Source organism: Phenylobacterium sp. T106, from assembly GCF_057219735.1.
Genome location: NZ_JBXVWA010000002.1, coordinates 109,773 through 135,805 on the forward strand (window position 1 = coordinate 109,773; position 26,033 = coordinate 135,805).

Below are 26,033 nucleotides of genomic sequence, written 5' to 3' on the forward strand. Positions count from 1 at the left end.
TACGTCGCGCCCGCAACGCAAACGGGCGGCCCCTCGCGGAGCCGCCCGTCGCACGTCGGATGTCGGAAGAGCCTACTTGCCCGCTGCGGTGAGCGCGCTCATCAGCTCGGGAACCGCGGCCTTATAGTCGGCCACGAGGCCGAAGTCGGCCACCTGGAAGATCGGCGCGTCGGCGTCCTTGTTGATCGCCACGATCACCTTGGAGTCCTTCATGCCGGCCAGGTGCTGAATGGCGCCCGAGATGCCGATGGCGACGTAGAGTTCCGGCGCGACCACCTTGCCGGTCTGGCCGACCTGGTAGTCGTTGGGCGCGTAGCCCGCGTCCACCGCCGCGCGGCTGGCGCCGACGGCCGCGCCGAGCTTGTCGGCGAGCGGCTCGATGACCTTCTGGAACTCCTCGGCCGAGCCCATGGCGCGGCCGCCCGAAACGACGATCTTGGCGCCGCCCAGCTCAGGCCGGGCCGACTTCACGATCTTCTGGTCCACGAACTTGGTCTTGGCCGGCGCGGCGGGAGCCGCCACGCTCTCGACCGAGGCCGAGCCGCCGTCCGCGGCCGCCTTGAAGGCGGTCGGGCGGACGGTCAGGACCTTCTTGGCGTCGCCCGACTGCACCGTCTCCATCGCGTTGCCCGCATAGATCGGGTGCGTGAAGGTGTCGGCCGAGACCACCTCGGTCACGTCCGAGATCTGGGCCACGTCCAGCTTCGCCGCGATGCGCGGGCTGAAGTTCTTACCCTGCGAGGTCGCCGGCGTGAGGATGTGGTCGTAGCCGCCGGCCAGGCCCACCACCAGGTCGGCCATCGCCTCGGCAAGACCCTGGCCGAGCTCGGCGCTCTCGGCCGTCAGCACCTTGCGCACGCCGGCGATCTTGGCCGCCTCGGCCGCGATCGCGGCGGTGTTCGAGCCGGCCACCAGCACGTCGACGTCGCCGCCGATCGCCTGGGCGGCGGTCACCACCTTGTGCGTGTTGTCCTTGAGAGTCGCGTTGTCGTGGTCCGCGATGACGAGAACGGCCATTTAGAGGACCCCCGCGGTCTTGAGGTTGGAGACGAGGTCGGCGGCCGTCTCGACCTTGATCCCGGCCTGGCGCTTGGCCGGCTCGGTGACCTTCACGACCTTGAGGCGCGGCGCCGTGTCGACGCCGAGGGAGCCCAGCTCCTTCACGTCCAGCGGCTTCTTCTTCGCCTTCATGATGTTGGGCAGCGAGGCGTAGCGCGGCTCGTTCAGGCGCAGGTCCGCCGTGACGACCGCGGGCAGGCTCACGTCGATCGTCTGCAGGCCGCCGTCGACCTCGCGGGTCACCGTCGCCTTGCCGCCGTCGACGGCCACTTCCGAGGCGAAGGTCGCCTGGGGCCAGTCGAGCAGGGCCGAGAGCATCTGGCCGACGGCGTTGTTGTCGCCGTCGATGGCCTGCTTGCCCATCAGGACCAGCTCGGGGTTCTCCTCGGCGATCACCGCCTTGAGCACCTTGGCCACCGCCAGAGGCTCCAGGTCCTGGTCGGTCTGGACCAGGATCGCGCGGTCGGCGCCCATGGCGAGCGCGGTGCGCAGGGTTTCCTGGGCCTGAGTCGGGCCGACGGAAACCGCCACCACCTCGGTGGCTGCGCCTTTCTCCTTGAGACGGACGGCCTCTTCGACCGCGATCTCGCAGAACGGGTTCATGGACATCTTGACGTTGGCGAGGTCGACGCCCGTCTGGTCGGCCTTCACGCGGGCCTTGACGTTGTAGTCGATCACCCGCTTGACCGGGACCAACACCTTCATGGGTTGCTAGCGCCTCAAATTGTTCGCGGAAATGACTTAAGCCGGTGGCTGATACCCGTTCCCACGCGGTTTGCAAGTGCGGCGCGGGCGGTCCTGCCGCAGCGCACAAAACTAGCCAGACGTGCCTGTCCCTACGTAAAAGGCTCCCATGAACCCGAATATCGAGCGCCTGAAGCTCATCTTCATCTGCCTCTTCGTCGCCGCCGCGATCGGAGTCGGCGTGTGGCAGGTGTGGTGGGTCATGCCCGCGCAGAAGTGCGAGAAGGAGCTGAAGAAGTGGTGGGATCCCGTTGAGCGGGTCTGCGCCACGCCGGTGCTCATCTCCGACATCACGGGCCGTGTCATCACCGACGAGAAGGCGCTGGCCGAGGCCAAGCGCGCCATCGGCCGGCCGGCCGGTCCGGCGAATGCGGCAGCAGCGCCTGCTCCCGCGCCGAAGGAGTAGCTAGCGGGTCGCGCCCGAGACCCAGAACACCTCGGCCTCGCCGCGGCCGTTGGCCCACCGCGCGGCGACGAAGAGCAGGTCGGACAGCCGGTTCAGGTAGCGCAACGCCGGCGCGCTGACCGGCTCGCCCGTCTCCACGAGCCGAACAGCCTCCCGTTCCGCACGCCGGCAGACCGTCCGCGCCAGGTGCAGGGCCGCCGCGGCCGACGTTCCCCCCGGAAGGACGAACGACCGCAGCGCCGGCAGGCGGTCGTTCAGCCGGTCGATCTCGGTCTCCAGTCGCGCCACCTGGGCGTCGCTGACCCGCAGCACCGCGCCCTCGGGCTCGTCGGGGCGCGCCGGCGTGGCCAGGTCGGCCCCCAGGTCGAACAGCTCGTTCTGCAGCCGGGCCAGGATCTCGTCGAGCTCGGGGTCGGCCAGCGACACACGCGCCAGGCCCAGGCATGCGTTGGTTTCGTCCACCGCCCCATAGGCCTCGACGCGCAGGTCGGACTTGCTCACGGTCGCGCCGGTGGCCAGCCGGGTCGCGCCGGCGTCGCCCGTGCGGGTGTAGATCCGGTTCAGCGTCACCACGGGGCGACCCTCAGCCCTGGCCGCGCCACCAGACCGCCAGCACGAGGACCGCGACGGCGACGGCCTGGGTCAGGACGCGGAGGCGCATGAGCTTGTTGGACCACGACCGCCCGAAGTCGCCGCCCCGGAAGAGGGCGTAGATTCCCGCCGCCAGAACGATGGCGACGGCGGCCAGCGCCGCGTAGATCAGGTAGTCGAAGACGTCCATGCGTCGAACTTAGGCTGGCAAACGCCGCCTTGCCACAATCATCCATGTTCATTTGAAACTTGACTTTATCAACCTTGATCATGTTCAACGATCACACGACCTTTGTCCTTCCGCAGAAGGGGGGTGACGCAAGAGTCCTTATCACATAAGGACTTGCCGTCCGGCCCCGACCGCGGCCGGTCGCTGATTCCATCGGATTACAGCTTCGTAACCTTGCTCACGTACCGAGTTAGTTGAACATGTTCAGCGTTGGTGCTAGGCCGCCACTCCTCTCCAAATCCCCTGAAACCAGACGCTTCGCCGGATACCCCCACCGGTGAGCGATAAGAGACGAATGAAGCACATCTCCCCCAATCAAGTCGCCGCGGACGCCCCGGCGCGTCCCCCCACGCGCCGCGCGCTCGCCAAGCAGCAGACCCGCCAGAAGGTGCTTGCGGCTGCCCGCCGGCTCTTCTCCGAGCAGGGCTATGAAGGCGCCACCATCCGCGACATCGCCGCTGCGGCGGGCATGTCGACCGGTGCGGTCTTCGCGAACTTCACCGACAAGTCGGACCTCTTCCGCGAGATCATGGTCGACGACATGGAGGCCCTCGTGACCTCGATGCGCGAGGCGGCCGAGCGCGGCCGCAACGTCGAGGACGCGCTCCTGAAGGTCTTCATGGCCGGCTACACGTTCTACAAGACGCGTCTTCAGCTGGCGCGTGCGGCCTTCTCGGTGTCGTGGGACCGGGACGGCGGGCCCTCGCTGCGCGGGCTGCCTTCGTCGCTGGCGTTCCAGGAGCTCTTCACCGAGCAGTTGGCCTCGGCCGTGACCCGTGGCGAACTGTCGCAAGAGGCCGAGGTGAAGCTCCGCAGCCAGATGCTGATGGACACGTACCTCTCCAACTTCCCCCAGGCGATCTTCGAGGGCTGGAGCCTGGACGCCCTGCAGGCGCGCGCCCGCGACCAGATCCGGATCCTGCTCGCGGGGGCCCGCCGCGGCTAGCCGGGGCAGCGGGCCATGACAGCTGGGGCCAACCCACTTCCGGAAGCGACGCCGGTCCGGCAGTCGCAAAAGGAAGCGACGCGCCGGCGGGTGATCGCCGCCGCGCGCGAGCTGTTCGACGCCCACGGCTACGAGGGCACCACGATCCGCGAGATCGCGCGGCACGCCGGCGTGGCTGTCGGGTCTGTGTTCACCACGTTCGCGTCCAAGGGGGAGATCCTCTCCGAGGTGATGGCCGCGCGGCTCGAGCCGCTCTACGCCGAGGTCGACCGCGTGATGCCGCATGTTCGCGGGTCGACGGTCGACCGCCTCCGGACCATGTTCGCCATCCACTTCGAGTTCGAGGCGCGCCATATCCGGCTGTTCCTGGCGCACATCGCGGCCGCCTTCGACCATACCTTGTCGGGCGCCGCGCGTCCCTACGGCCGCAACGAGCACTTCCAGCAGGTGATCCGCGATATCCTGCAGGTCGGGATCCAGGCCGGCGAGGTGCGACCCGACATCGACATGCAGGAAGCCGTCGACCTGATGATGGCGGCCTATGCCTGGACCTACCGGATCGTGGTGACCACCGAGGCGGACGCCAAGGCGCTCATCGCCGTGATGGACCGCCAGCTGGGTCTGATCGTGGCCGGGCTCGCCCCCGAACGGTAGCGGCTGCGCGGCCGCCCGCGAGCCTGCGCTGCGTTTCCGCTTGCCAGACGGCGCTGCTCCAGGCGCAAGAAGGCGAGGGCCGTCATTCCGCGGGAGGGTGGGCGCAGCGTGAGTTCGAAGTTGAAGCCCAGGGCCGCCAGGCGGTCGAAACTCGCGGGGATGACCCTGATCCGCGGCGGCGATTTCCTCATGGGGTCCGACGCGCACTATCCGGAAGAGGCGCCCGTCCGCCGGGCGGCCGTCGGCGACTTCTGGATCGACACCCATCCCGTCACGAATCGGCAGTTCGCCGAGTTCGTCGCTGCGACCGGCTACGTCACCTTCGCCGAGATCGCGCCCGATCCCCGCGACTACCCGGGAATGCCGCCGGAGATGGCGCGCGCAGGCTCGGCCGTGTTCATGCCCACGCCCGGCCCGGTCGACACGGGCGACCCCGGCCAATGGTGGTCCTTCGTGTTCGGGGCCGACTGGCGACACCCGCTGGGCCCCGGCAGCTCCATCGACGACATCCTCGATCACCCTGTCGTGCAGATCGCGTACGCCGACGCCGCCGCCTACGCGCGCTGGGCGGGCAAGTCGCTGCCGACCGAGGCCGAATGGGAGTACGCCGCGCGCGGCGGCCGCGAGGGCGAGCCGTTCGCCTGGGGCCAGGAGCTGGCGCCTGAGGGCCGCGCCATGGCCAACTACTGGCAGGGCGAGTTCCCCTGGCAGAACCTGCTGGACGACGGCTGGGCCCGCACCTCGCCCGTCGGGGTCTTCCCGCCGAACGGATTCGGCCTCTTCGACATGATCGGCAACGTCTGGGAGTGGACCGTGGACTGGTTCGCGACGGACACGGCGGAGAGCGGCAAGGCCTGTTGCGGCCCGCCCCGGGCCCGGCTCGCCGTCGAATCGGAGAGCTACGACCCGCACACGCCCCATATCCCCATGGGCCGCAAGGTGCTCAAGGGCGGGTCGCATCTCTGCGCGGAGAGCTACTGCCGCCGCTACCGGCCCGCGGCGCGACATCCCCAACCTCTCGACAGCCCGACTTCCCACATAGGATTCCGCTGCGTGGCGCGCCGCGGTAGCCCGCGGGATATTGAATGAGAATACCGGTTCCGGTATTGCTTCCCGGGCGCGCTCGCCGCGCGTGATGACGGGATGCGCGCGTACGCTTCCCGCGGACGTGGGAGGCTGGTCCATGCGGTTCAAACGGGCGCTCTTGGCTGCGGCCGCGGTGGTGGCGGGGACGGCGCATCAGGCCGCCGCGCAGGCGCCGTCCAACGTGCCCGTCGACAGGCCGGCGGTGCAGGCGGGTCCGCCGCGCGCCGTGACCTGGCAGCAGGGCCCCGCGCGTCCGCCGTCGGGCAAGCGTCCTCCGAACATCATCCTGATCGTCGCCGACGATCTCGGTTTCAACGACCTCAGCTTCAACGGCGGAGGCGTGGCGGGCGGCTCGGTTCCGACGCCCTACATCGACTCCATCGGCCGCCAGGGCGTGAGCTTCGAGCAGGCCTACTCCGGGCACGGCACCTGCGCGCCCTCGCGCGCGGCGCTGCTCACCGGCCGCTACCCCACCCGCTACGGCTTCGAGTTCACGCCCACGCCGCTGCGGTTCGCCCGCCAGGTGCGGGCCCACCACTACGGCAAGCTGAACCCCGTCTACTTCCCCGAGCGGGAGAAGGATGTGATTCCCATGGTCGAGATGGGCGTCCCCACCGACCAGATCATGCTGGGCGAGCTTCTCCAGAAGGAGGGCTACCACACGATGCAGCTGGGCAAGTGGCACCTTGGCGAGGCGCCCAAGTTCCAGCCACAGAAGCGCGGCTTCTCGGAGACGCTGGGGTTCACCGGCGGCGCCTCGATGTTCCTCCCGCGGGAGGATCCGCGGGTGGTCAATTCGATCCAGGGCTTCGACCCGATCGACATGCAGCTCTGGTCGACCCTGCAGTTCTACGTCCGCAAGGACGGCGGCGAGGCGTTCCAGCCGCAACGCCACATGACCGACTACCTGACGGACGAGGCCGTCGCGGCCGTGGCGGCCAACCGGAACCGGCCGTTCTTCATGTACCTCGCCTACAACGCCCCGCACACGCCTCTCCAGGCGACGCACGAGGACTACTGGGCGCTTTCGCACATCGCCGACCACCGCGAGCGGGTCTACGCCGCCATGATCCGCCAGCTCGACCGAAACGTCGGGCGCGTCCTGCAGGCGCTGCAGGAGCAAGGGCTTGAGGAGAACACCCTGGTGATCTTCACCAGCGACAACGGGGGCGCCTACTACATCGGTCTCGAGGAGATCAATCGCCCCTTCCGCGGCTGGAAGCAGACGTTCTTCGAGGGCGGCATCCGCGTGCCGATGCTGATGAAGTGGCCCGCGGCGATCCGGCCCGGAAAGACCTACCACGCGCCGGTTTCCCACTTCGACATCTTCGCCACCTCGGTGGCCGCGGCGGGCGCCGCCATGCCCAGGGACCGGCCGATGGACGGCGTGGACCTGATGCCGTTCGTCAGCGCGCGGAAGACCGGACGACCCCACGACGTCCTCTTCTGGCGCACGGGCCCCTACCGCGTCGTCCGCGCCGGCGACTGGAAGCTGCAGGTGACGGAGCGGCCGGCGAAGGACTGGCTCTACGACCTGTCGTCCGATCCCACCGAGCGGGTCAACCTGGCGCAGGCGAGGCCAGAGAAGGTGGCGGAGCTGAAGCGCCTCCTCGCCGATCACGACGCCCAGCAGGCCCCGCCGCTGTGGCCCGAGCTTGGTCAATCGCCGGTGATGCTGGATCATTCGCTGATCGAGCCCCAGCGGGACGACGACGAGTATGTCTACTGGGGGAACTGAGGCCTCGCGCCGGTTCGCGCGTCGCCGTTGAGCAACATGGACGCCCGCGGCGAAGCCCGCCGCGATGTCGAGGGAACGGTGGCGCTTGGCGATGGAACCCTTCGACCTGACCGGCGTCGACGGCGTGATGCCGGCCAACCAGGCCCGCAGCCGCGAGGCGCAGGCCCGGCTCCTGAAGGCGGGCGAGGAGGTCTTTGCCCGCAAGGGCTATGACGAGGCCCACGTGGGCGACATCGCCGCGGCCGCAGGCTGTTCCATCGGCAGCTTCTACCGCCGCTTCCGCGACAAGGAGGCGCTGTTCCGGGCGCTGCACCTGCAGTTCGCCCACCGGATCGAGCGCAACATGGAGCGCTTCCTCAGCCGGCCCGAGCGCGCCGGCCAGCCCGTCTACGAGGTGCTCGAGGTGCTGGTGCGCAACACCGCCCAGGTCATCGAGCGCCATCCCGGATTCTTCCGCGCCCTGTTCCAGCGGATGCTGGCGGGCGCCGGCCGACTGTACGTGCCGGCGCTGTGGGCGGCGGACACGGCGTCGGGTCTTCGCCTGGCGGCGTTCCTGCGTTTGCGGGGCGAAGGGCTGTCGGACACCCTGGACGACGCCTGCGCGCTGGGCCTGCGGTCGGTCGAAGCGATCCTGATCCAGCGCGTCCTGCGGCGGGACGTGGTGCAGCAGGAGGCGGTCGCGCCACCGTTCGTGATCGACCGGCTGACGCGGATGCTGGCGGCCTGCATCGGCGTGACTGCGCCGCCGGAACGCCGCGCTGCCCGCTTTACGGAAGCGTAATTCCGGTTCATCCTTTCCTTGCGTCAGGCGGGATGGACTTCGCGTCGCCTGACACCCGCGCTGGCTGCCGAGGCGCCGGTCCGGGTTGACTTGAACCGGAATTCACATTCACAATCCGCCAACAAGAACACGACGTTTCCATCGGGGAGGATCTGACATGCCGAGGCGCAGCCTTGCTTCGAAACTGCTCGTCACCACGGCGTTCGCGCTGGTGGCGGGCGCGGCGTCCTCGGCGCTGGCGCAGACCGCCAGCGGGGTCGCAGAGGTGGAGACGCTGATCGTCACCGCCAACAAGCGCGCCGAGAACATCCAGGACGTCCCGATGTCGGTGACCGCCGTGAGCGGCGAGTTCCTGGAGAAGACGGGCGTTGCGAACGTCACCGAACTGGCCCGCTTCATCCCTTCCGTTTCGATCTCGCAGTCGAACAACAACCGCAACACCACCGTCTTCGTGCGCGGCATCGGGACGTCGGGCACCAACCCCGGCATCGAGTCGTCCGTCGGCATCTTCATCGACGGCGTCTACATCCTGGCGGCGGGGCCCATTCAGGGGAACCTCCAAGACATCTCGACCGTGGAAGTCCTGCGCGGCCCCCAGGGCACGCTGTACGGCCGCAACACCCCCGTGGGCGCGATCAACATCACCTCGCGCGAGCCGACCCAGACCTTCGAAGCGCAGCTCACGGCGCGGGCCGGCAACTACGAGGACCGTGGACTGAGCGGCTACGTGGGCGGCGGGCTCACCGAGAGCCTGGCGGGCCGGCTGTCCTTCTGGGTCAGCGATCGGGACGGCTACGAAACCAACCTGTTCGACGGCGATGACGTCAACGGCAGCGAGCAGTGGGGCGTGCGAGGCCGGCTGAAGTGGCAGCCCCGCGACGGCATCACCGGCAACTTCATCGGCTACTACGCCCGGCTCGAGGCCAACTGCTGCACGCCCGAGACCCTGGCGCCCTCCACGCCCACCGGCATCGCGACCCCGGGCTTCCTGACGGCCGCGCAGGCGGTGGGCCGCCCGTTCCGCAACTTCAACGACCGCGACCACGTGGTCGATGACGATGTCGAGGGCGACAACAACACCGACGTCTACGGCGTCTCGGCGACCTTCGACATCGACCTGCCCGGCGGGCATACCCTGACCTCGATCACCGCCTTCAACGGCTATGAGGACAAGATCGTCTCGCTGGCGGCCGACGGCCTGCCGCAGAACACCGCCACCGGCTCTCAGCGCCTCCGGGCCGAAGGCTACTCCGAGGAACTGCGGATCGCCTCGCCGGCGGACCAGCGCGTGTCGTACCTCGCGGGCGTGTACCTGTTCTCCGAGACCCTGACCTACACCTCGCGCACGGTGCTGGGCCTGCACGCCAACCGCGTGCTCCCGCCCGCCCGCCGGTTCACGCCCGGCGACACCGGCATCTTCTACTACACCCAGGACACCCAGAGCTGGGCGCTGTTCGGCCAGGCGACCTTCAACGTCACCGACAGCTTCCGGCTCGTCGGCGGCCTGCGGTACTCGTACGACAAGAAGAACGCCTTCCTCGACGGCGACGTGAACCCGACGGCGTCCCCGGCGGCGCGAACGGTCTTCCCCGTCAACCACCTGGGCAAGGTCAAGCGCAACGAGGACAAGATCACCTGGTCGGCGACCGTCCAGTACGACGTGACCCCCGACGTGATGCTCTACGCCCTGGCCGCCACGGGCTACAAGACGGGCGGCTACAACGCCCGCTCGTCGGCCGTAGGCGTGCCGGTCGAGTTCGACGCCGAGAACTCTGAGACCATCGAGGTCGGCATGAAGTCGCTGCTGCTCGACAACCGGCTGGTGCTGAACGTCGACGCCTACCGGATGAAGCTGAAGGACTTCCAGGACTCGATCCTCAACCCGCTCACCGGATCCGGCTTCATCGTGGCCAACGCCGGCGACCGTCGGGTGCAGGGCGTCGAGGCCGACGCCGAGTTCCGGCCGATCCGCGAGCTCACGATCAAGGGCTCCCTGGGCTACATGGACGCCGAGTTCACCGACTACACGGCGGGCCAGTGCTACGCCGGCCAGCCGGCCAACGGGACCTCGCCGGGGACCTGCAACTACAACGGCAAGACTCCGTCCCACAGCCCGAAGTGGACCTGGAGCCTCGCCGGCCAGTACCAGCGGCCGCTGGCGGGCACGGGCCTCGAGATCTTCGTCAACGCCGACGTCAGCTACACCAGCTCGAAGTTCCTCGAGCCGCTGCTGGACCCGCGCGGCCTGCAGGACTCGGTGACGCTGGTCGGCCTGCGCGTGGGCCTGACGCCCGAGAAGGGCAACTGGCGCATCTCGGCCTACGGCAAGAATATCTTCGACCGCGACTACTTCGCGCAGGCCACGCTCCAGCCGCTCAACGCCTTCATCTCGGCGGGCGGCACGGCCCAGGCGCAAGGCTTCGTCGGCTGGTACGCCCCGCCGCGCACCTACGGCATCGAAGCCACGGTGAAGTTCTGAGGCGGCTTCCGGCCGGCCGCGCTCCGCGGCCGGCCGGGCCCACGCGGGCTCCGGGGACGATCCATGCTCAGCTACGACCTCTACTGGTCCTTCCGCTCGCCCTACTCGTACCTCGTGACGCCCAGGCTCCGGGCCCTTGAGGACGAGTACGAGGTGACGTGCAACGTCCGCCCGATCTTCCCGATCGCGGTGCGCACGCCCGAGTTCTTCGAGACGCGGGATCCGCTGTGGTTCAGCTACTTCCAGGCCGACATCCGGCGTGAGGCCGAGTTCCTGGGCCTGCCGCTCCGCTGGCCGCGGCCCGATCCGGTCTTCCGGCTTCCAGACGGCAGCTACCCCAAGGAACAGCCCCACATCCACCGCCTCACCTACCTGGGCGTCGCCGCCGCCGAGCGGGGCCGAGGGCTGCCGTTCCTGGACGAGGTCAGCCGGCTGATCTGGGGCGGGTCCGTCGAGAACTGGCACGAGGGCGACCACCTGCGCCGCGCGGCCGAGCGGGGCGGACTCGACTACGACGAGCTGTCCGGCGCCGTCGACGGCGACCCCGACCGCTACCGCGCCATCGTCGAGGCCAGCCAGGTCGCCCAGCGCGAGGGCGGGCACTACGGAGTGCCGATGATGGTGTTCGGCGGCGAGGCCTTCTTCGGCCAGGACCGGTTCGACCAGCTCAAGTGGCGCATGCTCCAGAAGGGCCTGAAACGTCGCGGGACCACATGACCGGCGAAGCGCCCGACCTCTGGCTCTACGGAGCGCCCGCGTCGCTCTACACCGCCAAGGTGCGGGCGTTCCTCCGGGCGCGCGGCGTCCGTCACGTCGAGCGCTTCCCCTCGCACCCTCGCTACCGCGAGGTGATCAAGCCGGCGGTCGACACGCACCGCATCCCGGTGGTCGAGTTCGCAGACGGGATGATCGTCCAGGACTCCACGGCCATTCTGGACGCGCTGGAGCGGCGATACCCCGACCCCCGCGCGCAGCGCATGGGCCCGCGCCAGACCCTGGCGACGCTGCTGCTCGAGGTCCTCGGCGACCGCGGACTCGCCAAGCCGGCCATGCACTACCGGTGGAACTTCCTCGACGTGAACGAGGGCTTCGTCGTCGGCGAGTTCGGCCGCTCGCTTCGGTTTCCCGCGCCGCCGGAGGAGGTCGAACGCCTGGGCCAGCGGGTGGCCTCGCGCATGTCCTCGTACCTGCCGATGCTCGGCATCGAGCCACGGACCATCCCCACGATCGAACGGGTCTACCGCGAGACCCTGGCGCTGCTGAACGCTCACCTCTCGCAGCACCCATACCTGCTGGGGGGCGCGCCGAGTCGGGGCGACTACGCCCTCATGGGACCGATGTTTGGTCACCTGGGCCGTGATCCCTATCCGCTGCACCTCATGCAGCGAACGGCGCCGCTGGTCTTCCGCTGGATCGAGCGCATCAACGGCGGCGAGCTGCAGACGCCCGAATTCCCGGACCGTTCCCGCGAGCTCCCGGCCGACGACGTCGTCCCCGAGACGCTGACAGCGTTCATGCGGCACGTCTTCCGCGGCTACGCGGAGGAGCTGGTCCTGACCGCAGGCCGCTTCAACGCCTGGGCCGAGGCCAACCCCGATGCGCCGGCCGGCGGGTTCGTCTCGGCCGAGGGGGCCGACCAGCCCGCGCTGGGACCCATCGTGGTGGACTATCACGGCGTGGCGATCGAGCAGCAGGCCCTGGGCCACTCGCTGTGGATCCTGCAGCGCGCCCTGGACTTCACGGCCGGGCTTTCCGGCGCGGAGCGCGAGGCGGCGCTGGACTTCGCGCGTGCGGCCGGCGCCGACGGCGTCGTGGCCTTGCGCCTCGCGCGGCGGCTGACGCGTGTGCGCAGCCGACTGGCGGTTGAATAGGGGAGGCGGGAATGGCGGCGACCGACACGGCCGGCGCAGCGGGGGGCGTCTCGCGCGGGTACGCCCGCTACGCGCTCGCCCTGCTGCTCGTGGTCTATGTGATCAACTACGTGGACCGGCAGGTGCTCTCCATCCTGGTGGAGCCGATCCGCAAGGAACTGGGGCTCACCGACACCCAGATCGGGCTGCTTTCCGGCTTGGGCTTCGCCCTCTTCTACGCCGCCGCGGGCCTGCCGATCGCGCGCCTAGCCGACCGCACCTCGCGCAAGGGCATCATCGCCGGCTGCCTCGCCCTCTGGAGCGGCGCCACGGCTGTCTGCGGGCTGGCCATGAACTTCCCGCAGCTGCTCGTGGCGCGGATCTTCGTGGCCGTCGGCGAGGCCGGGGCGGGACCGGCCGGACACTCCATGCTGGCCGACCTCTTCCCGCACGGGAAGCGCGCCACGGCGCTGGCCGTCTTCTCGTGCGGCGTGCCGATCGGCATCCTCGTGGGGCTGCTCGCGGGCGGCTGGCTCAACCAGGCCTTCGACTGGCGCACCGCCTTCATCGTCGTGGGCCTGCCCGGCGTGGTGGTGGCGGCGGTGGTCGCCCTAACTCTCAAGGAGCCGCCGCGCACGGGGGAGGTCTCCACCGAGCCCGCGCCCACCACCCGCGAGGCGCTGGCGGTCCTGATGAAGATCCCGGCCTACAACTACCTCGTCCTGGGTTCGGCCCTGCACGCCTTCACCTCGTACGGCGCGCTGCAGTGGAATCCCGCCTTCATGATCCGCTTCCACGGCCTGTCCACGGGCGAGGCTGGGCTGGCGCTCGGCCTGATCTCCGGCGTCACCGGCGTCGTCGGCACCCTGGCCGGCGGCTGGTTCGCCGACCTGCTCGGCCGGCGGGACAACCGCTGGTACGCCTGGCTTCCGGCGCTGATGATCGGCGTGCGCGCGCCCCTCTTCATCTCGGCCTATCTCGCGCCCACGGCCGAGCTGGCGATCGCCTGCCTGATCCTGCCGGGCTTCCTCGGCAACAGCTTCACGGGCCCGGTCTTCGGGACGATCCAGACCCTGTCGCCGCCCCGCACGCGGGCCTTCGCCTCGGCGTGGACCCTCTTCATCATCGCGCTGGTGGGCTTCGGCCTGGGCCCCCTGGTCATCGGCATGACCAGCGACGCGCTGGCGCCGGCTTTCGGGACGCGCAGCCTCGGCTACGCGATCTCGCTGGCCGCGATCGGAGAGCTGGTGTCGGTGGTGTTCTTCCTTCTCGCCGCGCGCCGCTTGCCCCGAAACACGGCGCCCGCCACGCCCTGAGCCGATCCGGGTACTGCGCCCTGTGCAATCACCGCGCGCAGGCGTTAGAGGATAACGGGATTTTCGAGAACCTGAGTCGCTGCCGCCCATGGCCAGAGCCAAGTCCGCCGAGACGCCGCCGACCGACGATCCGGCGTGGGCCCTGCCGGCCTACCAGGCGCGCAGCCGCGAGCAGCGCGACCGCCTCCTGAAGGCCGGAGAGCGCGCGTTCGCCGAGCATGGCTTCTGGCAGGCCCACGTGGCCGACATCGCCCGGCGCGCCGGATGTTCCGTCGGCAGCTTCTACCGGCGCTTCCAGGACAAGGAGGCCCTGTTCTTCGCGCTGCAGGCCCACATGGCGCAGCGGTCGGCCGAGAACATCACCACCTTCTTCGCCGATCCGGCCTGCGCCACCGATCCGCTGGACAAGGTGTTCGTCCGGCTCGTGGCCAACTCCGCGCGGTCGATGGGCCGCATCGAGGGCTACTTCCGCGCGCTGTTCGAGCTCAGCCTGCGCGGCCAGGACGTCTGGCCTTCGATGCGCCAGCTCGAGATTTTCGAGGCCCGGAAGATCCAGGACATGCTCGAAGGCAGGGGCCTGTCCGTCGAGGCTGGCTTCCCCGAGCGCGCGCAGCTCGCCGTGCGGATGATCCACGGCCAGATCATCACCCAGCTTCTGCACGGACCGGGGCCGTTCTCCATCGATGACCCTCGCCTGGCCGACGAACTGGGGCTGCTGCTGATCCGCTACCTGGGCCTCGAAAAGACGGCCGCCTGAGCCGCGTAGGCGCCGGCCGCGGTATTGCCTCCCCATCCCCCGGACGCCATGATAATCGGAACTCCGGTTCGCAAAAGCGGCCGGTCGGCGGGAGGAAACGTTCGTGAGCGAAGGCGTGTACCGGATCTACGGCTCCGAGATGTCACCCTACTCGGTGAAGGTGCGCTCTTACTTCCGCTACAAGGGCATCCCGCACCGCTGGATCCCGCGCAACGCGGCCACCGAAGAGGAATACAAGGCCGTCGCCCGCCTCCCGATCGTGCCGACGGTCGCCACCCCCGCCGGCGAGGGCGTACAGGACTCCACCCCGATCATCGAGCAGGTCGAGCGCCAGGGGCCTGAACCCTCCATCCATCCCGACGACCCGGACCTCGCCTTCCTCTCCGTGCTGCTGGAAGAGTTCGGCGATGAATGGGGCAACAAGCTGATGTTCCACCATCGCTGGTGGGACAAGGTCGACCAGGAGGCCTCGGCGCTCACCCTGGCGCGCCTGTCCATGCCCGGCGCGGACGCCGAGACTGTGGCCGCGCGCCAGAAGATGATCCAGGAGCGGATGACCGGCCGCGGCCACTTCGTGGGCTCGTCGGCGGAGACGGCGCACCTGATCACCGACTACTGGTTCGAGCTCCTGGATCTGCTCGAGCCGCACTTCGCCCAGCGCAAGTACCTGTTCGGCGGCCGCCCCGCCTTCGGAGATTTCGGTCTGTCGGCCCAGATCTACGAGGCCTCCGTCGACCCGACCTGCGGCGCGGGCATCCTGGCCCGGGGCCCCGCCGTGCTGGGCTGGTGCCATCGGATGATGGAGCCGCGCGACGACGGCCCGTTCGAAACCTGGGAGTCGCTGCAGCCCACCCTGGCGCCGCTCCTGGCCTACGTGGGCCGCTACTTCCTGCCCTGGTCGCAGGCCAATTCGGATGCCCTGGCGGCGGGTCAGGAGAGCTTCACGGTGGATCTCGCCGGCCGGCCCTACGTGCAACCCCCGCAGAAGTACCACGCCAAGTCGCTGGCCGCGCTGAAGGCCCGCTACGCCGCCGCGGCGTCGCCGCGCCTCGACGCGATCCTGGAGGCCGCCGACTGCCGCCGCTGGCTCGCGGCCGGCTGAACCGGACCCCTCACAGCCCCTGCAGCAGCACCTCGCAGCCCGACCCGGCCAGGGCTGCGTCCGCCGCCTTGCGATCGGCCGGCCCCAGGGCGGCGTACTCCTCGCGCAGCCACTGCAGGCACTTGCCCTGGTAGGTGAAGGGCTGCTGCACCCAGCGGCCGCCGTCGATCTCTGTCTCCACCTGTTCGGCGCCCTCGCGCAGCGCCTTCGCGTTGGCGAGCAGCAGGGGAGCGTAGACGCGGCCGATCTCGCCGAGGATCGCCTTCACCGTCTGCGGCAGCGCCGCAGGGTCGAACCAGTCCGCCTCGGTGGGCTCCAGGCCCGAGAGGTCCTCGACGGCGCCCGTCCAGGCGAAGACGCGCGGCGCGCGCGCCTCTGTCACCGCCATGGGCGTGGGGTCGAACAGCGCGAGCTGGGTGAGCTGGCCATAGCAGCCGAAGTCGCCGCCGCCGGGGCGTTGCCCCAGCATGAAGGCGTGTTCGCGCAGGTGCGCCTCGAAGGCGTCCAAAAAGCGCGCGTAGCTGGCCTCGATGATCGGGCCCGTGATCTCATTGGAGCCCACGTAGCGCAGGCGCGGGATCTGGCGGTTCGCCACCTCGGCGCCAGCCGCCTTCAGCTCCGCGTCCGGCATGCGCGAGCGCCGCCAGGCGGGCAGGATGGCCGAGGCCCGCGCGATGTCGGCCTTGTAGGCCCAGCGGTAGTGGAACATGGCCTTGGTCAGCCACTCGTCTCCGTAGTCCTCGATCAGCGAGTCGATGAACGCCAGGGCGGGGTTGGACGGACGCGCCGAACGGCCGGCGTGCTCGCGCTCAAGCCGGCGCAGGATGGGCGTGGAGTCGTTGACGGCCACCAGGGCGCCGGTTTCGTCCGGGAAGTAGAAGGTGGGCAGCAGGTTGACCTTGGCGGTGGGCAGTCCCGCCGCGCCATGAGAGGCCAGCACCAGCTTGTAGGGGATCCGCCGGTAGCGCAGCAGCGCCAGCATCTTGCGGGTATAGGGCGAGCCGGGCACGCCGTTCAGGAGGACGCGTCCGTCGGTCGTGGTGGCGGTCATGTTCGGGGCCTCTGCTCAGTCCAAAGATAGCGAACCGAAATCCCGGTTCCGGTCAAGTTCGAATGCGTCGCCGCTCGGCGGGTCACGTGGCGGCGTGCGCGAGGAACAGCTCGGCGATCCGGTCGCCATGCGTGTCCTGCAGGAAGTGCGCGGCGTCGGGCAGGAGGTCGAAGGTTGCGTGCGGGTAGCGGGCCGCCCAGGCCTGGCCGCGGTCGGTGGTGAAGACGTCGTCGGCCCCGCCCCAGATGAAGTGGATGGGCTTCTTCCAGTCCAGCAGGGTCCGGAAGTGGCGGGTCTGCGCCTCGGCCGCGCCGCCTGCGGGGTTGTCGAAGGGCAGGCTGAGGGGGAAACGCCGCGGGCCCGCGTGGCCCGCGTACCCCAGGCCGGCGAACGGGGCGTCGTACGCCCGCCTCACCTCGGCGTCGGCGGCGGACAGCTGCGGCGTTTCCTGCCCCTGGACCACGGCGAAGAAGTGCGGGCGCTCGATGCGCCGCGTCGCCAGCATCATGAACCAGCCGATCGACATGCGGTCGGGCACGTTCGCGCCGAAGAGGCCGTCGGGCTTCCAGCCCTCGTTCCACCGGCGCAGCGGCTGGGCGTAGTCGTACTCCGGCGTGTGCAGCCAGGTGTTCATGATCACCAGCCGGGCGAAGCGCTCGGGCGTCTCGGCCGCCTGGGCCAGCCCGATAGGCCCGCCCCAGTCCTGGCAGAAGAGGGTCACTTCCTTCAGGTTCAGCTCGGCGATGAGGTGGGCCATGGCGCGGGTGTGGCGGGCGATGGAGTACCAGCCGTCATCGGTGACCTTGTCCGACCGTCCGAAACCGATGTGGTCCGGCGCGACGCACCGCCATCCGGCAGCGACCAGCCCGGCGATGATGCGCCGGTTCAGGTAGCTCCACGTGGGCATGCCGTGGAGCAGCAGCGCCACCGGCCCGTCGGCCGGCCCGGCGTCCACATAGTGCATCCGCAGCCCCTCGAACGTGACGTAGCTGGGCCCCCAGGGGTAGTCCGGCAGTCCCGCGAAGGCCGCGTCCGGAGACCGCGCGAACGGCACGCCATCCTCCGTCGTCCCGCGTTCCACGCCGCCGTCCTCAGCCGGGCCAGTAGATGTACTCATCGTCCTTGGTCGCCTTCTGCTCGAGCGTCTTGTCGATCACCACGGGCATCTGCCCGGCGGCCGGATAGAGCGCGCCGCGGGCGCCGCGACGGTGCTCGGCGATCGCCGCCTTCAACTCCGCGACCTTGGCCGGATTCGTCGCGGCCAGGTTCCGCTGCTCGGTGGGATCGACGGTGAGGTGGAACAGCCAGTCCTTCTTCGGGTCCTGCGAGGTCTGCAGCTTCCAGCCGTCCTTCAGCACCGCCTGGTAGTGCCCGTCCTGCCAGAAGATCGCCCGGTGCGGCGGGCTCGCCGGCCGCGGCCCGCCGGTGACGTAGGGCAGCAGGTTGGCGCCGTCGATGGGCCGGTCGGCCGGCGGCGCGGCGCCCGCGGCGGCGGCCACGGTGGGCAGGAGGTCCAGGTGGCTCACCGGATCCGGCAGTCGCGTGCCCGGCGCGATCTTTCCGGGCCAGGACACGAAGTAGGGCACCCGGATGCCCCCCTCGAAGAAGGTCAGCTTCCAGCCCCGGTAGGGCTTGTTGACCTCCGGAAGACCGAGGTAGCCGGCGCCGCCGTTGTCGGAGGTGAAGATCACCACGGTGTTCTCGGCGAGCCCCTGGTCGCGCAACTCCTGCATCACGCGTCCGACGCTCCGATCCAGCGCCCGCACCATGGCCGCGTACACGCGCAGGCGGTGGTCCTTGATCTGGGGCAGGGCGTCGTAGTCGGCCTTCGAGGCCTGCAGCGGGCTGTGGACGCCCCAGTGCGCCAGATAGAGGAAGAAGGGCCGGTTGCGGTTCGCTCGGATCACCTTCACCGCTTCGTCGGTGTAGTAGTCGGTGAGATAGCCGCGCGGCGCGAACAACGGCCCGCCGTTGAACTGGGCCGCGTGCGTCATCCGCGCCCAGAGGAAGCGGTCGATCGGGTCGAACGGCTGCTTGGCGTTCACCACCTGCGGATCGTCCGGCGGCAGGTACATGCCGCTCGCCATCAACAGGCTCTCGTCGAAGCCCTGGGCGTTCGCGCCGAATTCCTTGCCTTCGCCCAGGTGCCACTTGCCGATGTGGACCGTGTGGTAGCCGCGCGTCTTCAGCACCTCGGCGACGGTCACCTCGGAGCCGGGGAGCCCCTGCCGGTCCTGCGGCGGGAGCGCCTTCTCGGCCTCCGCGTCGTGGATCAGGCGGTGAGGCCGCGTGCCGTCGTTGTAGAACAGCGTCATCATGCGCTGCATGCCGGGCGGCGTCGGCGTGAACTCGAACCCGTGCCGCGTCGGGTAGCGTCCGGTCATGAGCATCGCCCGCGACGGCGCACAGGCCGCCGTTCCGGAATAGGCCCACGGCATGACCGCGCCGCTCGCCGCCAGGGCGTCGATGTTGGGGGTGGGCACGCGGCCCTGCGCCACGCCCCCTCCGTAGGTCGAGATGTCGTTGATGCCCAGGTCGTCGGCCAGGATGAACACGATGTTGGGCGGCCGGTCGCCGGCCGCGGGCTGAGGCGGCCCCTGCCGCCACGCAACCTCGATGTTCGGCCCGGGAATCTCCTTTCCGCGGTTGCCCACCACGAACAGGATGATCTCGCGGAAGTTCGCGGCCGCGACCACGCCCAGCGCGCCGATGACGGCCAGCACCGCCGCCGCGACGACCAGGGGCTTGCGCAGGCTCATCGGGCGAACGCCTCGGACAGGCGATTGCGCTCGGGACGTATCAGCAGCGCATAGTCCACGGGGTGCTCCACCCGCGGCCGCTGGCGCAGGATTTCGCCCGCCGCCTCCGACACGATGTGCCATCGCGCCTGGGCGTACTTGCGCTCGTCGCCGATGATGGTGTCCTCGACGTCGAAGACCGCCACCGGCGTGGCGTCGATCCCGGCCGCGACGTCCGGAGCTTTCGGGTCCGACACCACTTGCACCAGCAGGAGCGGCGCAGAGCCCACCTCGACCGGCGCAGGCGGCGCATCGTCCGGGAGGAAGGTGGCCAGCACGATCGTGAATTCCATGCCCGCCCGCTTGTGGATCACGCGAGCCTGGAACTCGGGCAGCAGCTGCATGTCGAGCTGGGAGACGCGGCTCGGGTACTTTGCGATCGCCACCCGGTCCCAGCGGCCGCCGTCACCGACCAGCTGATGCACCACGGGCGCAAGCAGCACGCCCGCGGCGCCCACGGCCGCCAGTTCGGCCTCCGGGCGATAGAGATCGTCGGCCTCCTGGCCGGTGATGGTGGTCGCGCGGCCGTCCGCGTACTGCGCGACGGGCCGATAGCGCATAAGGTTGAGCGCCCACATCGGCCGCGTGTCGTCGGTGCGATCCCGCCAGCCGCTGATGTAGCCGACGTTCGGCGTGCCGTACCCGTTCATGCGCGAAAGCCCCCTATGGCGGACCGGATGACCCGGCCTCTTTCCGGCACTATGCGCCAGTTCCGCAATAACGTGAACCGGGGTTCTGCTTCCTGATAGAGAACGCCCTACGAACGGTGGGCCGCGCTCTTGAACGGCAGGCTCCGGATCAGCCCGGCCGCGCCTCGCGGAACGTCACCAGGCGCCCGGCGGCCTCGTCCCAAAGCGCAAGCCTCAGCGCCGGCAGGACGTCTCGGCCATGGAGCCGGCGCGCGCCGGCCAGTGCGGCGTGCGAGCCCAGCGCCTCCGGCAGTCGGTAGAAGGGGATGCGGCTGGATGCGTGATGGACATGATGAGCGCCGATGTTCGCCGTCAGCCAGCGCAGCGGCTGCGGAAGCACAAGGTGCGAGCTTCCCTCGATCGCCGCGGCGGCGGGCTCCCACGTCTCATGGCGCGTCCAGCGAACGCCCTCGAACTGATGCTGCACATAGAAGAGCGCCACGCCGATGGCGGCCGCGAACGCCACCACGGGAAGATGCGCGAGCAGCATCGCCTCCAGGCCCACGACGGGGATGAGCGCCGCGGCCAGCAGGAGGAGGCCCAGATTGTTGCCCAGCACGCTGCGCCACGCCCAACCCTCGCGCATCACCCCGATGGGCAGGCGATGCTGCAGCAGGAACATGTAGGGCGGTCCGAAGCCCAGCATCACCAGCGGGTGCCGATAGAGCCGGTAGCCCAGACGCCTGATCGGCCCCAGCGCCCGATACTCGCCGACCGTGAGCGTCTCGATCGCCCCCAGGCCGCGCCGGTCCAGGTCGGCCGACGTGGCGTGGTGGATCGCGTGGGTCCGCCGCCAGTAGTCGTAGGGCGTCATGGTGAGCACGCCGATCAGGCGGCCGATCCAGGCGTTGGCGCGGGAGCCGGGCAGGAAGGCCTGGTGGCCGCAATCATGCTGGATCATGAAGAGGCGGACCAGGAAGATGGCTGCCAGCGGAGTCAGGGCCAGACCCAGCCACCAGCCCCGCGCGACGCAGAGATAGATCGCGCCCCACAACGCCAGCAGGGGGACAAGCGTATAGGCGAGCTCCGCAAGCGCGCGGGCCGTGTCTGGCCGCTGGAACGGCGCGAGGGCCGTTCGCAGGGACTGGGGATCGGGGTCGGTCACGGGGCCTCGGGCTGTAGCGTGCGGCCCTAAACGCCTCGTCCGGGCCGCGGTTCTAGTGGAGCTGGAGGACGCGGGCGGTGCGGCGTCGTGTCTCGCCTCGCGGACATGCGGCCCGTTAACGTCCTTCGTCCACCATGGCGGCCCGACGTTGGGCGCCGAGGCGAGTGATGCGTGCGAGGATGAGCAGCCAGAGCGGACCTGCGCGGGACCGATTCGGCCCGGAAGGAGGCCGTCTATGCCGCAGATGAACCCTGCGCGACGGGTGCTGGTGGTCGAGGACGACGCCGACGCGCGCGAGCTGGTGGTCGGCCACCTGAAGCTCGTGGGTTGCGACGTCCGCGCCTGCGTGGACGGGGTCGCCACCCTGCAGGCGCTCCACACGTTCCAGCCCAACGCGATGGTGCTCGACCTCGGGCTGCCCGGACTCGACGGCTTTCGCGTTTTGCAGGAGATGCGAGAACGCGGCGGGAAGCACGTTCCCACCCTGGTCCTCACGGGACGCTCCCAGACCGACGACTTTTCCCGCGCGACCGCTCTGGGCGCGAACGACTACCTGCTGAAGCCGTACACGCCCCAACAGCTTCTCGTGAGGGTCGCGCGCCTTCTGGTCTGGTCCCGTCGCATCGAGGCGGCGCAGGTCGCGGCTGGCGGAGACTGAGATTCGCCGACGGCCGCCGCTCGCCTCATGATTGATGTTTTCGCCTTTTGGGAGAAGGCTGCGGGAGCCCGACCGGCAGCCGATAGGACTGTCTCATGACGACTCCAGTTCGGCGTCGTCGGGGCGCCGACCGTCACGACCCGCCCGGCGTCGCCCCTTGTTCCATGGCGGCCAGAGGCTGAGCGTGCCCGGCTACGAATTGGAGTACTTCTGGTCGCCGGGGGGCGGGGCGCCTCGCGAGGCCATCGAGGCGCCGGACGACGACGCGGCCAAGCTCAAGGCGGCGTTCAGGTTCGCGGCGCTCGACCCTGGAGCGCGCGTGGTGGGCTACTCTCTCCGGAACGCGGAAGGGCGCGTCGTCTTCACCTACCCGCAGCGCGGGGCCTGACCGGCTCCACGCGGACACGGCCGGCGCCCCAACGCCGCGGTCTTCGTCACCCCAGCCTGACTCCCATAGCCTGGGCGGCCTTGCCCACGAACTTCATCACCTGGGCGCCGCCGGCGGCGTAGAGGTGCTGGCCCCGTACGTCGGAGATCTCGTCGAACAGCTCCGCGATCCGCTCGGGCGTGTTGTCTTCGGGCGGCAGGTAGACCCCCTCGGTCTCGTGGATGTACGTGCGTGAAACGCCGCCCGCCGTCGCATTGAGGATGGTCCGCCGCGGAGCGTCCTCGCTGACGAGGAACAGGGCCGTCGGGGTCACCGACTGCGGCGTCATCAGTTTCAGGATGTCGGGCGCGATCAGGCTCTCGGTCATGCGGGTCGCGGCGCCGGGGCCCAGCGTGTTCACGCGGATGTCGTTCTTCTCGCCCTCGATCTGCAGGACGTTCATCAGGCCGATGAGAGCCGTCTTGGCCGCCCCGTAGTTGGATTGGCCGAAGTTGCCGTAGAGGCCTGACGACGAGGTGGTCATGAGGATGCGGCCATAGCCTGCGGCCCGCATGTGCGGCCATACGGCGTGACTGCAGACCACTGACCCCATCAGGTGCACCTCGACCACCTTGCGGAAGTCGGCGATCGACATCTTGGCGAAGCTGGCGTCGCGCAGGATGCCGGCATTGTTGATCAGGATGTCGACCTTCCCCCACGTCTCCAGCGCCTGGCCGACCATGTCGGCGACCTGTTCCGCGTTGGTGACGTCCGCGCCGTGGGAGATGGCTTCGCCGCCCGCGTCCCGGATCTCCGCGGCGACGGCGTCCGCGGGCGCCGACGAGGCGCCGGAACCGTCGATCCCGCCACCGAAGTCGTTCACCACCACCCGCGCGCCCCGCGCCGCGAGACCCAGGGCATGGGCGCGGCCGAGGCCGGCGCCCGCTCCCGTGACGATGGCGACGCGGCCGTCGAAGCGAATGCTCATCCTGGATGTCCCTGTTCTCGATTGGGCGTCGGAGCGCGGTCGCCACAAGGCGGTGCGCGCAGCCGGGCCGGCGGTGGAAGCAGATCGCCCCGGTCGCGGGGCGGTTGGGACTGAACAATAGTTCAGTGCAGCGTCGCTTTTCAAGGCAGCCGGACCTTGGCGGTCACTTTTTCTGCTCTGTGGCTGAACACGCCGGCGCTCACTGCGGGAAAAATCTGGCGTCGGGCTGAACGAGGCGCGAGAAGGGGCGAATGGAGAGCCGCAATTGACCCAAGCCACACCCCGGGAGGCGCCTGTCGGCCGAGACAGGCTGGTCCGCGAGGCTTTCGTTCTGTTCGCCGAGAAGGGGTTCGACAGCGTCACGGTGCGCGATATCGCGGCCGCGTCCGGCGTCAGCGTCGGGCTGATCAACCACCACTTCGGGTCGAAGGACGGCCTGCGGGAGGCGGTGGACGAGTTCTTCATCGCCCAGTTCGAAGACGCCATCACGGGGGCGGCGGCGCATCCCGAAGCCACGACGCCCGAGGATCACGCCAAGATCATCGACGGCTGGATTGCCCGGCATGAGAAGGACTGGCCGACCATCGTCGCCTACTTCCGCCGGGCGTTGCTGGAAGAGAGCGACTGGGGCTTCTCGGTCTTCCAGCGCTTCTACGGCTTCGTCCAGAGTTCGGTGATGCGCATGGACGCGGCCGGACAACTCGCGCCGGACGTGGATCGCCTGTGGCTGCCGTTCCTGATGATGTACCTCGAGCTGGGGACGATGGTGTTCGACCCCTATGTGAAGCGGGTCCTCGGGCGCTCGGGCTACGAGCGCGACCTCTGGCAGCGCCGCCACCGGGCCTACATGACGCTCATCCGCCGCGGCTCCTCGCCCAAGCGCGCGGGCCTCTAGCCTAACCCGCAGCCGCCTGCTTCAGCGCCAGCTTGTCGAGCTTGCCGTTCGGCAGCTTCGGCAACTCGGCGGCGATCGTGAAGCCCTTGGGGATCTTGTAGTTGGCAATCCGGTCGCGCAGGAACGCTCGCAGCGTCTCGGCGTCGACGTCCTGGCCGGGCGCCGTCTCGACGAAGGCGTGGCCCACCTCCTGGAACGTCGGATGGGGGACCGACACGACGGCGGCCAGCTGCGCGGCCGGGTGCTCGCAGATCGCCTGCTCCACCTCGACCGGATAGACGTTGTAGCCGCCGGACTTGAACATCTCCTTCAGCCTCCCGGCGAAGACCACGTTCCCGTCGGCGCGCCGGACGCCCAGGTCGCCGGTCCGCAGGAAGCCGTCTTCGGTGAAGGCGTCGCGCGTGGCCTCGGGGTTGCGGAAATAGCCGCTCATCACGTACGGGCCGCGGACCTGGATCTCGCCCGCGACGCCGTCGGGCGCAGGGCCGGACCCGTCCGGCTGCCCGATCCGCATCTCGGCGCCCGGAAGCACCTGGCCGATCGTCTGGGACATCACCTCCAGCGAGGCGCCGGGGAGCGTGCGGGTGATGATGCCGCAGGTCTCCGTCTGACCGTACACGTTGGCGAGCTCGAGGCCCGGCCGGGCGATCTGCTCCAGGATCGGCTTCGGGGTGACCGCGCCGCCGAACACGATGAGCCGCGTGTAGGCCAGCCTGTCGGCCGCGCCCTGCGGCTGCTGCAGCATCATCGCGAAGCCGGTCGGCGACGAGACCAGGTAGCTGGGCCGTTCCCGGCGACTGATCTCGGCCAGCACGGGAAGGTCGACCCGCGGATGGAAGATGAGGCGTCCGCAGGCGGCCAGGACCGGCATGCAGAGGTTGTTGATGGCGCCGACGTGGTTGACCGGAGCCGCGCAGACCGAGCTCTCGAGGTTGGACGCGCCCATCCACTCCCGGTTCGCCAGGGCCGACGCCACGATGGCTCTGTGCGAGAGCATGGCGCCCTTGGGCCGGCCGGTCGTGCCTGACGTGTAGACGATCAGCGCGGGGTCTTCGGGATCCACCGCGTCGCGCGCGGCGGCCAGCTCGGCCCGGCTCACGGAGGCGCCGCGGGCAAGGAAGGTCTCCAGCGACGCTGCGCCGGCGCTGGGCTCGCCATGGCAAACCATCGGGGCGGCCGGCGCGAGCGCCGCGAGCTCGGCGCAGTAGTCTCGGCCTTCGAACGGCGACATGGCCACCACCAGCGCCGGGTCGGAATCGGTGAGGACGTGCTCGAATTCGCGCCGCTGGTAGCGCGGGTTGATCCCCAGCCAGATCGCCCCGATGCCCGCGGCGGCGTGGAAGGCGATCCAGAAGTCCACGGAAGGCGCGGCGAGCATGGCGACCCTGTCTCCACGCTTCACGCCGGCCGCCAGCAATGCGCAGGCGTAGCCATCCACCGCGCTGCGCAGACCCGCGTAGGTGAGGCTGCGGCCCTCCTCCATGGCGGCGACACGGTCGTGGGCCAGCTTGCATGCGTGGTCGAGCAGGTCGTCCAGGCGACGCAGGTCGACCATCGGCTGGGCCGCACGCTTGTTCATTCAGGTCCTCAATCGACGCGTCTGCGGCTCCACCGCCGCGGCGCGGACAATGACGCTTGCGGGATGGCTGTACAAGTGTTTAGTCTTTTCTCCACCAGTGAGCCTGGACGATCTGAGTCTCGTGCCGCTGTAACGACATGCAAAACGGTCCAGTCGGGCCACGAA

The 26,033-nt window shown here is 69.6% G+C and carries 26 protein-coding genes; 15 read left to right on the forward strand and 11 right to left on the reverse strand.

The features are described 5' to 3' along the window. Nucleotides 1-72 precede the first annotated feature (72 nt). Together AC2D8W_RS05140 and AC2D8W_RS05145 are read right to left on the reverse strand one after the other, a co-directional pair. Entirely contained in the window at nucleotides 73-1,017 is a 945-nt protein-coding gene (locus tag AC2D8W_RS05140; protein ID WP_293483859.1) for an electron transfer flavoprotein subunit alpha/FixB family protein, read from the reverse strand. Next, nucleotides 1,018-1,764 (reverse strand): electron transfer flavoprotein subunit beta/FixA family protein, encoded by a 747-nt coding sequence (locus AC2D8W_RS05145; protein WP_484670630.1) that lies wholly within the window; start codon nucleotides 1,762-1,764, stop codon nucleotides 1,018-1,020. A 148-nt stretch (nucleotides 1,765-1,912) separates the two neighbouring features. Here AC2D8W_RS05145 and AC2D8W_RS05150 point away from each other — a divergent pair, with 148 nt between their 5' ends. Continuing rightward, on the forward strand, nucleotides 1,913-2,209 hold the full coding sequence (locus tag AC2D8W_RS05150; protein ID WP_484670631.1) for a hypothetical protein: 297 nt from the start codon (nucleotides 1,913-1,915) through the stop codon (nucleotides 2,207-2,209). Here the strand turns inward: AC2D8W_RS05150 and AC2D8W_RS05155 are convergent, their stop codons facing one another. Together AC2D8W_RS05155 and AC2D8W_RS05160 are read right to left on the reverse strand one after the other, a co-directional pair. After that, nucleotides 2,210-2,782 carry a cob(I)yrinic acid a,c-diamide adenosyltransferase gene (locus tag AC2D8W_RS05155; RefSeq protein WP_484670632.1) on the reverse strand — a complete coding sequence of 191 codons (573 nt, stop codon included), beginning with the start codon at nucleotides 2,780-2,782 and terminating at the stop codon, nucleotides 2,210-2,212. 10 nt (nucleotides 2,783-2,792) lie between these two features. Then, nucleotides 2,793-2,990 carry a twin transmembrane helix small protein gene (locus AC2D8W_RS05160; RefSeq protein ID WP_293483851.1) on the reverse strand — a complete coding sequence of 66 codons (198 nt, stop codon included), beginning with the start codon at nucleotides 2,988-2,990 and terminating at the stop codon, nucleotides 2,793-2,795. 334 nt (nucleotides 2,991-3,324) lie between these two features. Here AC2D8W_RS05160 and AC2D8W_RS05165 point away from each other — a divergent pair, with 334 nt between their 5' ends. The 11 genes from AC2D8W_RS05165 to AC2D8W_RS05215 all read left to right on the forward strand — a co-directional run bounded on the left by AC2D8W_RS05165 (nucleotide 3,325) and on the right by AC2D8W_RS05215 (nucleotide 15,738). Further along, on the forward strand, nucleotides 3,325-3,975 hold the full coding sequence (locus tag AC2D8W_RS05165) for a TetR/AcrR family transcriptional regulator (protein ID WP_293483849.1): 651 nt from the start codon (nucleotides 3,325-3,327) through the stop codon (nucleotides 3,973-3,975). Nucleotides 3,976-3,990: 15 nt separating this feature from the next. After that, on the forward strand, nucleotides 3,991-4,629 hold the full coding sequence (locus AC2D8W_RS05170; protein WP_484670633.1) for a TetR/AcrR family transcriptional regulator: 639 nt from the start codon (nucleotides 3,991-3,993) through the stop codon (nucleotides 4,627-4,629). A gap of 159 nt (nucleotides 4,630-4,788) precedes the next feature. After that, nucleotides 4,789-5,718, forward strand: coding sequence for a formylglycine-generating enzyme family protein (locus AC2D8W_RS05175; RefSeq protein ID WP_484670634.1), 930 nt, complete (start codon nucleotides 4,789-4,791; stop codon nucleotides 5,716-5,718). Between the two features lie 94 nt (nucleotides 5,719-5,812). Continuing rightward, nucleotides 5,813-7,453: a sulfatase-like hydrolase/transferase gene (locus AC2D8W_RS05180; RefSeq protein WP_484670635.1), complete on the forward strand. Its 1,641-nt coding sequence runs from the start codon at nucleotides 5,813-5,815 to the stop codon at nucleotides 7,451-7,453. Nucleotides 7,454-7,544: 91 nt separating this feature from the next. Beyond that, nucleotides 7,545-8,234, forward strand: a complete 690-nt coding sequence (locus tag AC2D8W_RS05185) for a TetR/AcrR family transcriptional regulator (RefSeq protein ID WP_484670636.1) — start codon at nucleotides 7,545-7,547, stop codon at nucleotides 8,232-8,234. Between the two features lie 157 nt (nucleotides 8,235-8,391). Continuing rightward, nucleotides 8,392-10,713 (forward strand): TonB-dependent receptor, encoded by a 2,322-nt coding sequence (locus AC2D8W_RS05190; protein WP_484670637.1) that lies wholly within the window; start codon nucleotides 8,392-8,394, stop codon nucleotides 10,711-10,713. 63 nt (nucleotides 10,714-10,776) lie between these two features. After that, complete coding sequence (locus tag AC2D8W_RS05195; protein WP_484670638.1) at nucleotides 10,777-11,430, forward strand: DsbA family protein; 654 nt, start codon at nucleotides 10,777-10,779, stop codon at nucleotides 11,428-11,430. Then, a complete protein-coding gene (locus AC2D8W_RS05200) occupies nucleotides 11,427-12,584 on the forward strand; it encodes a glutathione S-transferase family protein (protein ID WP_484670639.1) in 1,158 nt (385 codons plus the stop codon). Before AC2D8W_RS05195 ends, AC2D8W_RS05200 begins: the two co-directional genes overlap by 4 nt. Before the next feature lie 11 nt (nucleotides 12,585-12,595). Beyond that, nucleotides 12,596-13,879 carry a spinster family MFS transporter gene (locus tag AC2D8W_RS05205; protein WP_484670640.1) on the forward strand — a complete coding sequence of 428 codons (1,284 nt, stop codon included), beginning with the start codon at nucleotides 12,596-12,598 and terminating at the stop codon, nucleotides 13,877-13,879. 88 nt (nucleotides 13,880-13,967) lie between these two features. Beyond that, complete coding sequence (locus AC2D8W_RS05210; protein ID WP_293483833.1) at nucleotides 13,968-14,636, forward strand: TetR/AcrR family transcriptional regulator; 669 nt, start codon at nucleotides 13,968-13,970, stop codon at nucleotides 14,634-14,636. 103 nt (nucleotides 14,637-14,739) lie between these two features. Beyond that, the gene (locus AC2D8W_RS05215) at nucleotides 14,740-15,738 is read left to right on the forward strand and encodes a glutathione S-transferase family protein (protein WP_484670641.1); all 999 of its coding nucleotides are present in this window, start codon (nucleotides 14,740-14,742) and stop codon (nucleotides 15,736-15,738) included. A gap of 10 nt (nucleotides 15,739-15,748) precedes the next feature. Here the strand turns inward: AC2D8W_RS05215 and AC2D8W_RS05220 are convergent, their stop codons facing one another. From AC2D8W_RS05220 to AC2D8W_RS05240, 5 genes are all read right to left on the reverse strand, one after another. Next, the gene (locus AC2D8W_RS05220; RefSeq protein ID WP_484670642.1) at nucleotides 15,749-16,789 is read right to left on the reverse strand and encodes a glutathione S-transferase N-terminal domain-containing protein; all 1,041 of its coding nucleotides are present in this window, start codon (nucleotides 16,787-16,789) and stop codon (nucleotides 15,749-15,751) included. An 82-nt stretch (nucleotides 16,790-16,871) separates the two neighbouring features. Then, nucleotides 16,872-17,843 carry an alpha/beta fold hydrolase gene (locus tag AC2D8W_RS05225; RefSeq protein ID WP_484670643.1) on the reverse strand — a complete coding sequence of 324 codons (972 nt, stop codon included), beginning with the start codon at nucleotides 17,841-17,843 and terminating at the stop codon, nucleotides 16,872-16,874. Nucleotides 17,844-17,880: 37 nt separating this feature from the next. Beyond that, nucleotides 17,881-19,548, reverse strand: coding sequence for a sulfatase-like hydrolase/transferase (locus AC2D8W_RS05230; RefSeq protein ID WP_484670644.1), 1,668 nt, complete (start codon nucleotides 19,546-19,548; stop codon nucleotides 17,881-17,883). After that, entirely contained in the window at nucleotides 19,545-20,237 is a 693-nt protein-coding gene (locus AC2D8W_RS05235; protein ID WP_484670645.1) for a hypothetical protein, read from the reverse strand. Before AC2D8W_RS05235 ends, AC2D8W_RS05230 begins: the two co-directional genes overlap by 4 nt. Nucleotides 20,238-20,385: 148 nt before the next feature. Then, nucleotides 20,386-21,381: a fatty acid desaturase gene (locus AC2D8W_RS05240; protein ID WP_484670646.1), complete on the reverse strand. Its 996-nt coding sequence runs from the start codon at nucleotides 21,379-21,381 to the stop codon at nucleotides 20,386-20,388. Nucleotides 21,382-21,616: 235 nt separating this feature from the next. Here AC2D8W_RS05240 and AC2D8W_RS05245 point away from each other — a divergent pair, with 235 nt between their 5' ends. Both AC2D8W_RS05245 and AC2D8W_RS05250 read left to right on the forward strand, forming a co-directional pair. Beyond that, nucleotides 21,617-22,039, forward strand: coding sequence for a response regulator transcription factor (locus AC2D8W_RS05245; protein WP_484670647.1), 423 nt, complete (start codon nucleotides 21,617-21,619; stop codon nucleotides 22,037-22,039). Between the two features lie 184 nt (nucleotides 22,040-22,223). After that, on the forward strand, nucleotides 22,224-22,427 hold the full coding sequence (locus AC2D8W_RS05250; protein ID WP_484670648.1) for a hypothetical protein: 204 nt from the start codon (nucleotides 22,224-22,226) through the stop codon (nucleotides 22,425-22,427). 46 nt (nucleotides 22,428-22,473) lie between these two features. Here AC2D8W_RS05250 and AC2D8W_RS05255 read toward each other — a convergent pair whose 3' ends face one another. Continuing rightward, nucleotides 22,474-23,394 (reverse strand): SDR family NAD(P)-dependent oxidoreductase, encoded by a 921-nt coding sequence (locus AC2D8W_RS05255; protein WP_484670649.1) that lies wholly within the window; start codon nucleotides 23,392-23,394, stop codon nucleotides 22,474-22,476. 265 nt (nucleotides 23,395-23,659) lie between these two features. Between AC2D8W_RS05255 and AC2D8W_RS05260 the strand changes: the two genes are divergently transcribed. Next, entirely contained in the window at nucleotides 23,660-24,289 is a 630-nt protein-coding gene (locus AC2D8W_RS05260) for a TetR/AcrR family transcriptional regulator (RefSeq protein WP_293483814.1), read from the forward strand. Nucleotide 24,290: 1 nt separating this feature from the next. On the opposite strand, the gene AC2D8W_RS05265 is transcribed toward AC2D8W_RS05260, so the two are convergent. Next, nucleotides 24,291-25,868, reverse strand: coding sequence for a class I adenylate-forming enzyme family protein (locus AC2D8W_RS05265; protein ID WP_484670650.1), 1,578 nt, complete (start codon nucleotides 25,866-25,868; stop codon nucleotides 24,291-24,293). Nucleotides 25,869-26,033 lie beyond the last annotated feature (165 nt).

What these genes read in the sequence shown, in the direction of transcription:
- AC2D8W_RS05200 (WP_484670639.1), top strand. Translation starts at nt 11,427, where the DNA reads ATGACCGGCGAAGCGCCCGACCTCTGGCTCTACGGAGCGCCCGCGTCG.
- AC2D8W_RS05265 (WP_484670650.1), bottom strand. Translation starts at nt 25,868, where the DNA reads ATGAACAAGCGTGCGGCCCAGCCGATGGTCGACCTGCGTCGCCTGGAC.
- AC2D8W_RS05160 (WP_293483851.1), bottom strand. Translation starts at nt 2,990, where the DNA reads ATGGACGTCTTCGACTACCTGATCTACGCGGCGCTGGCCGCCGTCGCC.
- AC2D8W_RS05195 (WP_484670638.1), top strand. Translation starts at nt 10,777, where the DNA reads ATGCTCAGCTACGACCTCTACTGGTCCTTCCGCTCGCCCTACTCGTAC.
- AC2D8W_RS05245 (WP_484670647.1), top strand. Translation starts at nt 21,617, where the DNA reads ATGCCGCAGATGAACCCTGCGCGACGGGTGCTGGTGGTCGAGGACGAC.
- AC2D8W_RS05145 (WP_484670630.1), bottom strand. Translation starts at nt 1,764, where the DNA reads ATGAAGGTGTTGGTCCCGGTCAAGCGGGTGATCGACTACAACGTCAAG.
- AC2D8W_RS05210 (WP_293483833.1), top strand. Translation starts at nt 13,968, where the DNA reads ATGGCCAGAGCCAAGTCCGCCGAGACGCCGCCGACCGACGATCCGGCG.
- AC2D8W_RS05205 (WP_484670640.1), top strand. Translation starts at nt 12,596, where the DNA reads ATGGCGGCGACCGACACGGCCGGCGCAGCGGGGGGCGTCTCGCGCGGG.
- AC2D8W_RS05220 (WP_484670642.1), bottom strand. Translation starts at nt 16,789, where the DNA reads ATGACCGCCACCACGACCGACGGACGCGTCCTCCTGAACGGCGTGCCC.
- AC2D8W_RS05255 (WP_484670649.1), bottom strand. Translation starts at nt 23,394, where the DNA reads ATGAGCATTCGCTTCGACGGCCGCGTCGCCATCGTCACGGGAGCGGGC.
- AC2D8W_RS05165 (WP_293483849.1), top strand. Translation starts at nt 3,325, where the DNA reads ATGAAGCACATCTCCCCCAATCAAGTCGCCGCGGACGCCCCGGCGCGT.
- AC2D8W_RS05180 (WP_484670635.1), top strand. Translation starts at nt 5,813, where the DNA reads ATGCGGTTCAAACGGGCGCTCTTGGCTGCGGCCGCGGTGGTGGCGGGG.
- AC2D8W_RS05140 (WP_293483859.1), bottom strand. Translation starts at nt 1,017, where the DNA reads ATGGCCGTTCTCGTCATCGCGGACCACGACAACGCGACTCTCAAGGAC.
- AC2D8W_RS05190 (WP_484670637.1), top strand. Translation starts at nt 8,392, where the DNA reads ATGCCGAGGCGCAGCCTTGCTTCGAAACTGCTCGTCACCACGGCGTTC.
- AC2D8W_RS05170 (WP_484670633.1), top strand. Translation starts at nt 3,991, where the DNA reads ATGACAGCTGGGGCCAACCCACTTCCGGAAGCGACGCCGGTCCGGCAG.
- AC2D8W_RS05175 (WP_484670634.1), top strand. Translation starts at nt 4,789, where the DNA reads ATGACCCTGATCCGCGGCGGCGATTTCCTCATGGGGTCCGACGCGCAC.
- AC2D8W_RS05150 (WP_484670631.1), top strand. Translation starts at nt 1,913, where the DNA reads ATGAACCCGAATATCGAGCGCCTGAAGCTCATCTTCATCTGCCTCTTC.
- AC2D8W_RS05235 (WP_484670645.1), bottom strand. Translation starts at nt 20,237, where the DNA reads ATGAACGGGTACGGCACGCCGAACGTCGGCTACATCAGCGGCTGGCGG.
- AC2D8W_RS05185 (WP_484670636.1), top strand. Translation starts at nt 7,545, where the DNA reads ATGGAACCCTTCGACCTGACCGGCGTCGACGGCGTGATGCCGGCCAAC.
- AC2D8W_RS05230 (WP_484670644.1), bottom strand. Translation starts at nt 19,548, where the DNA reads ATGAGCCTGCGCAAGCCCCTGGTCGTCGCGGCGGCGGTGCTGGCCGTC.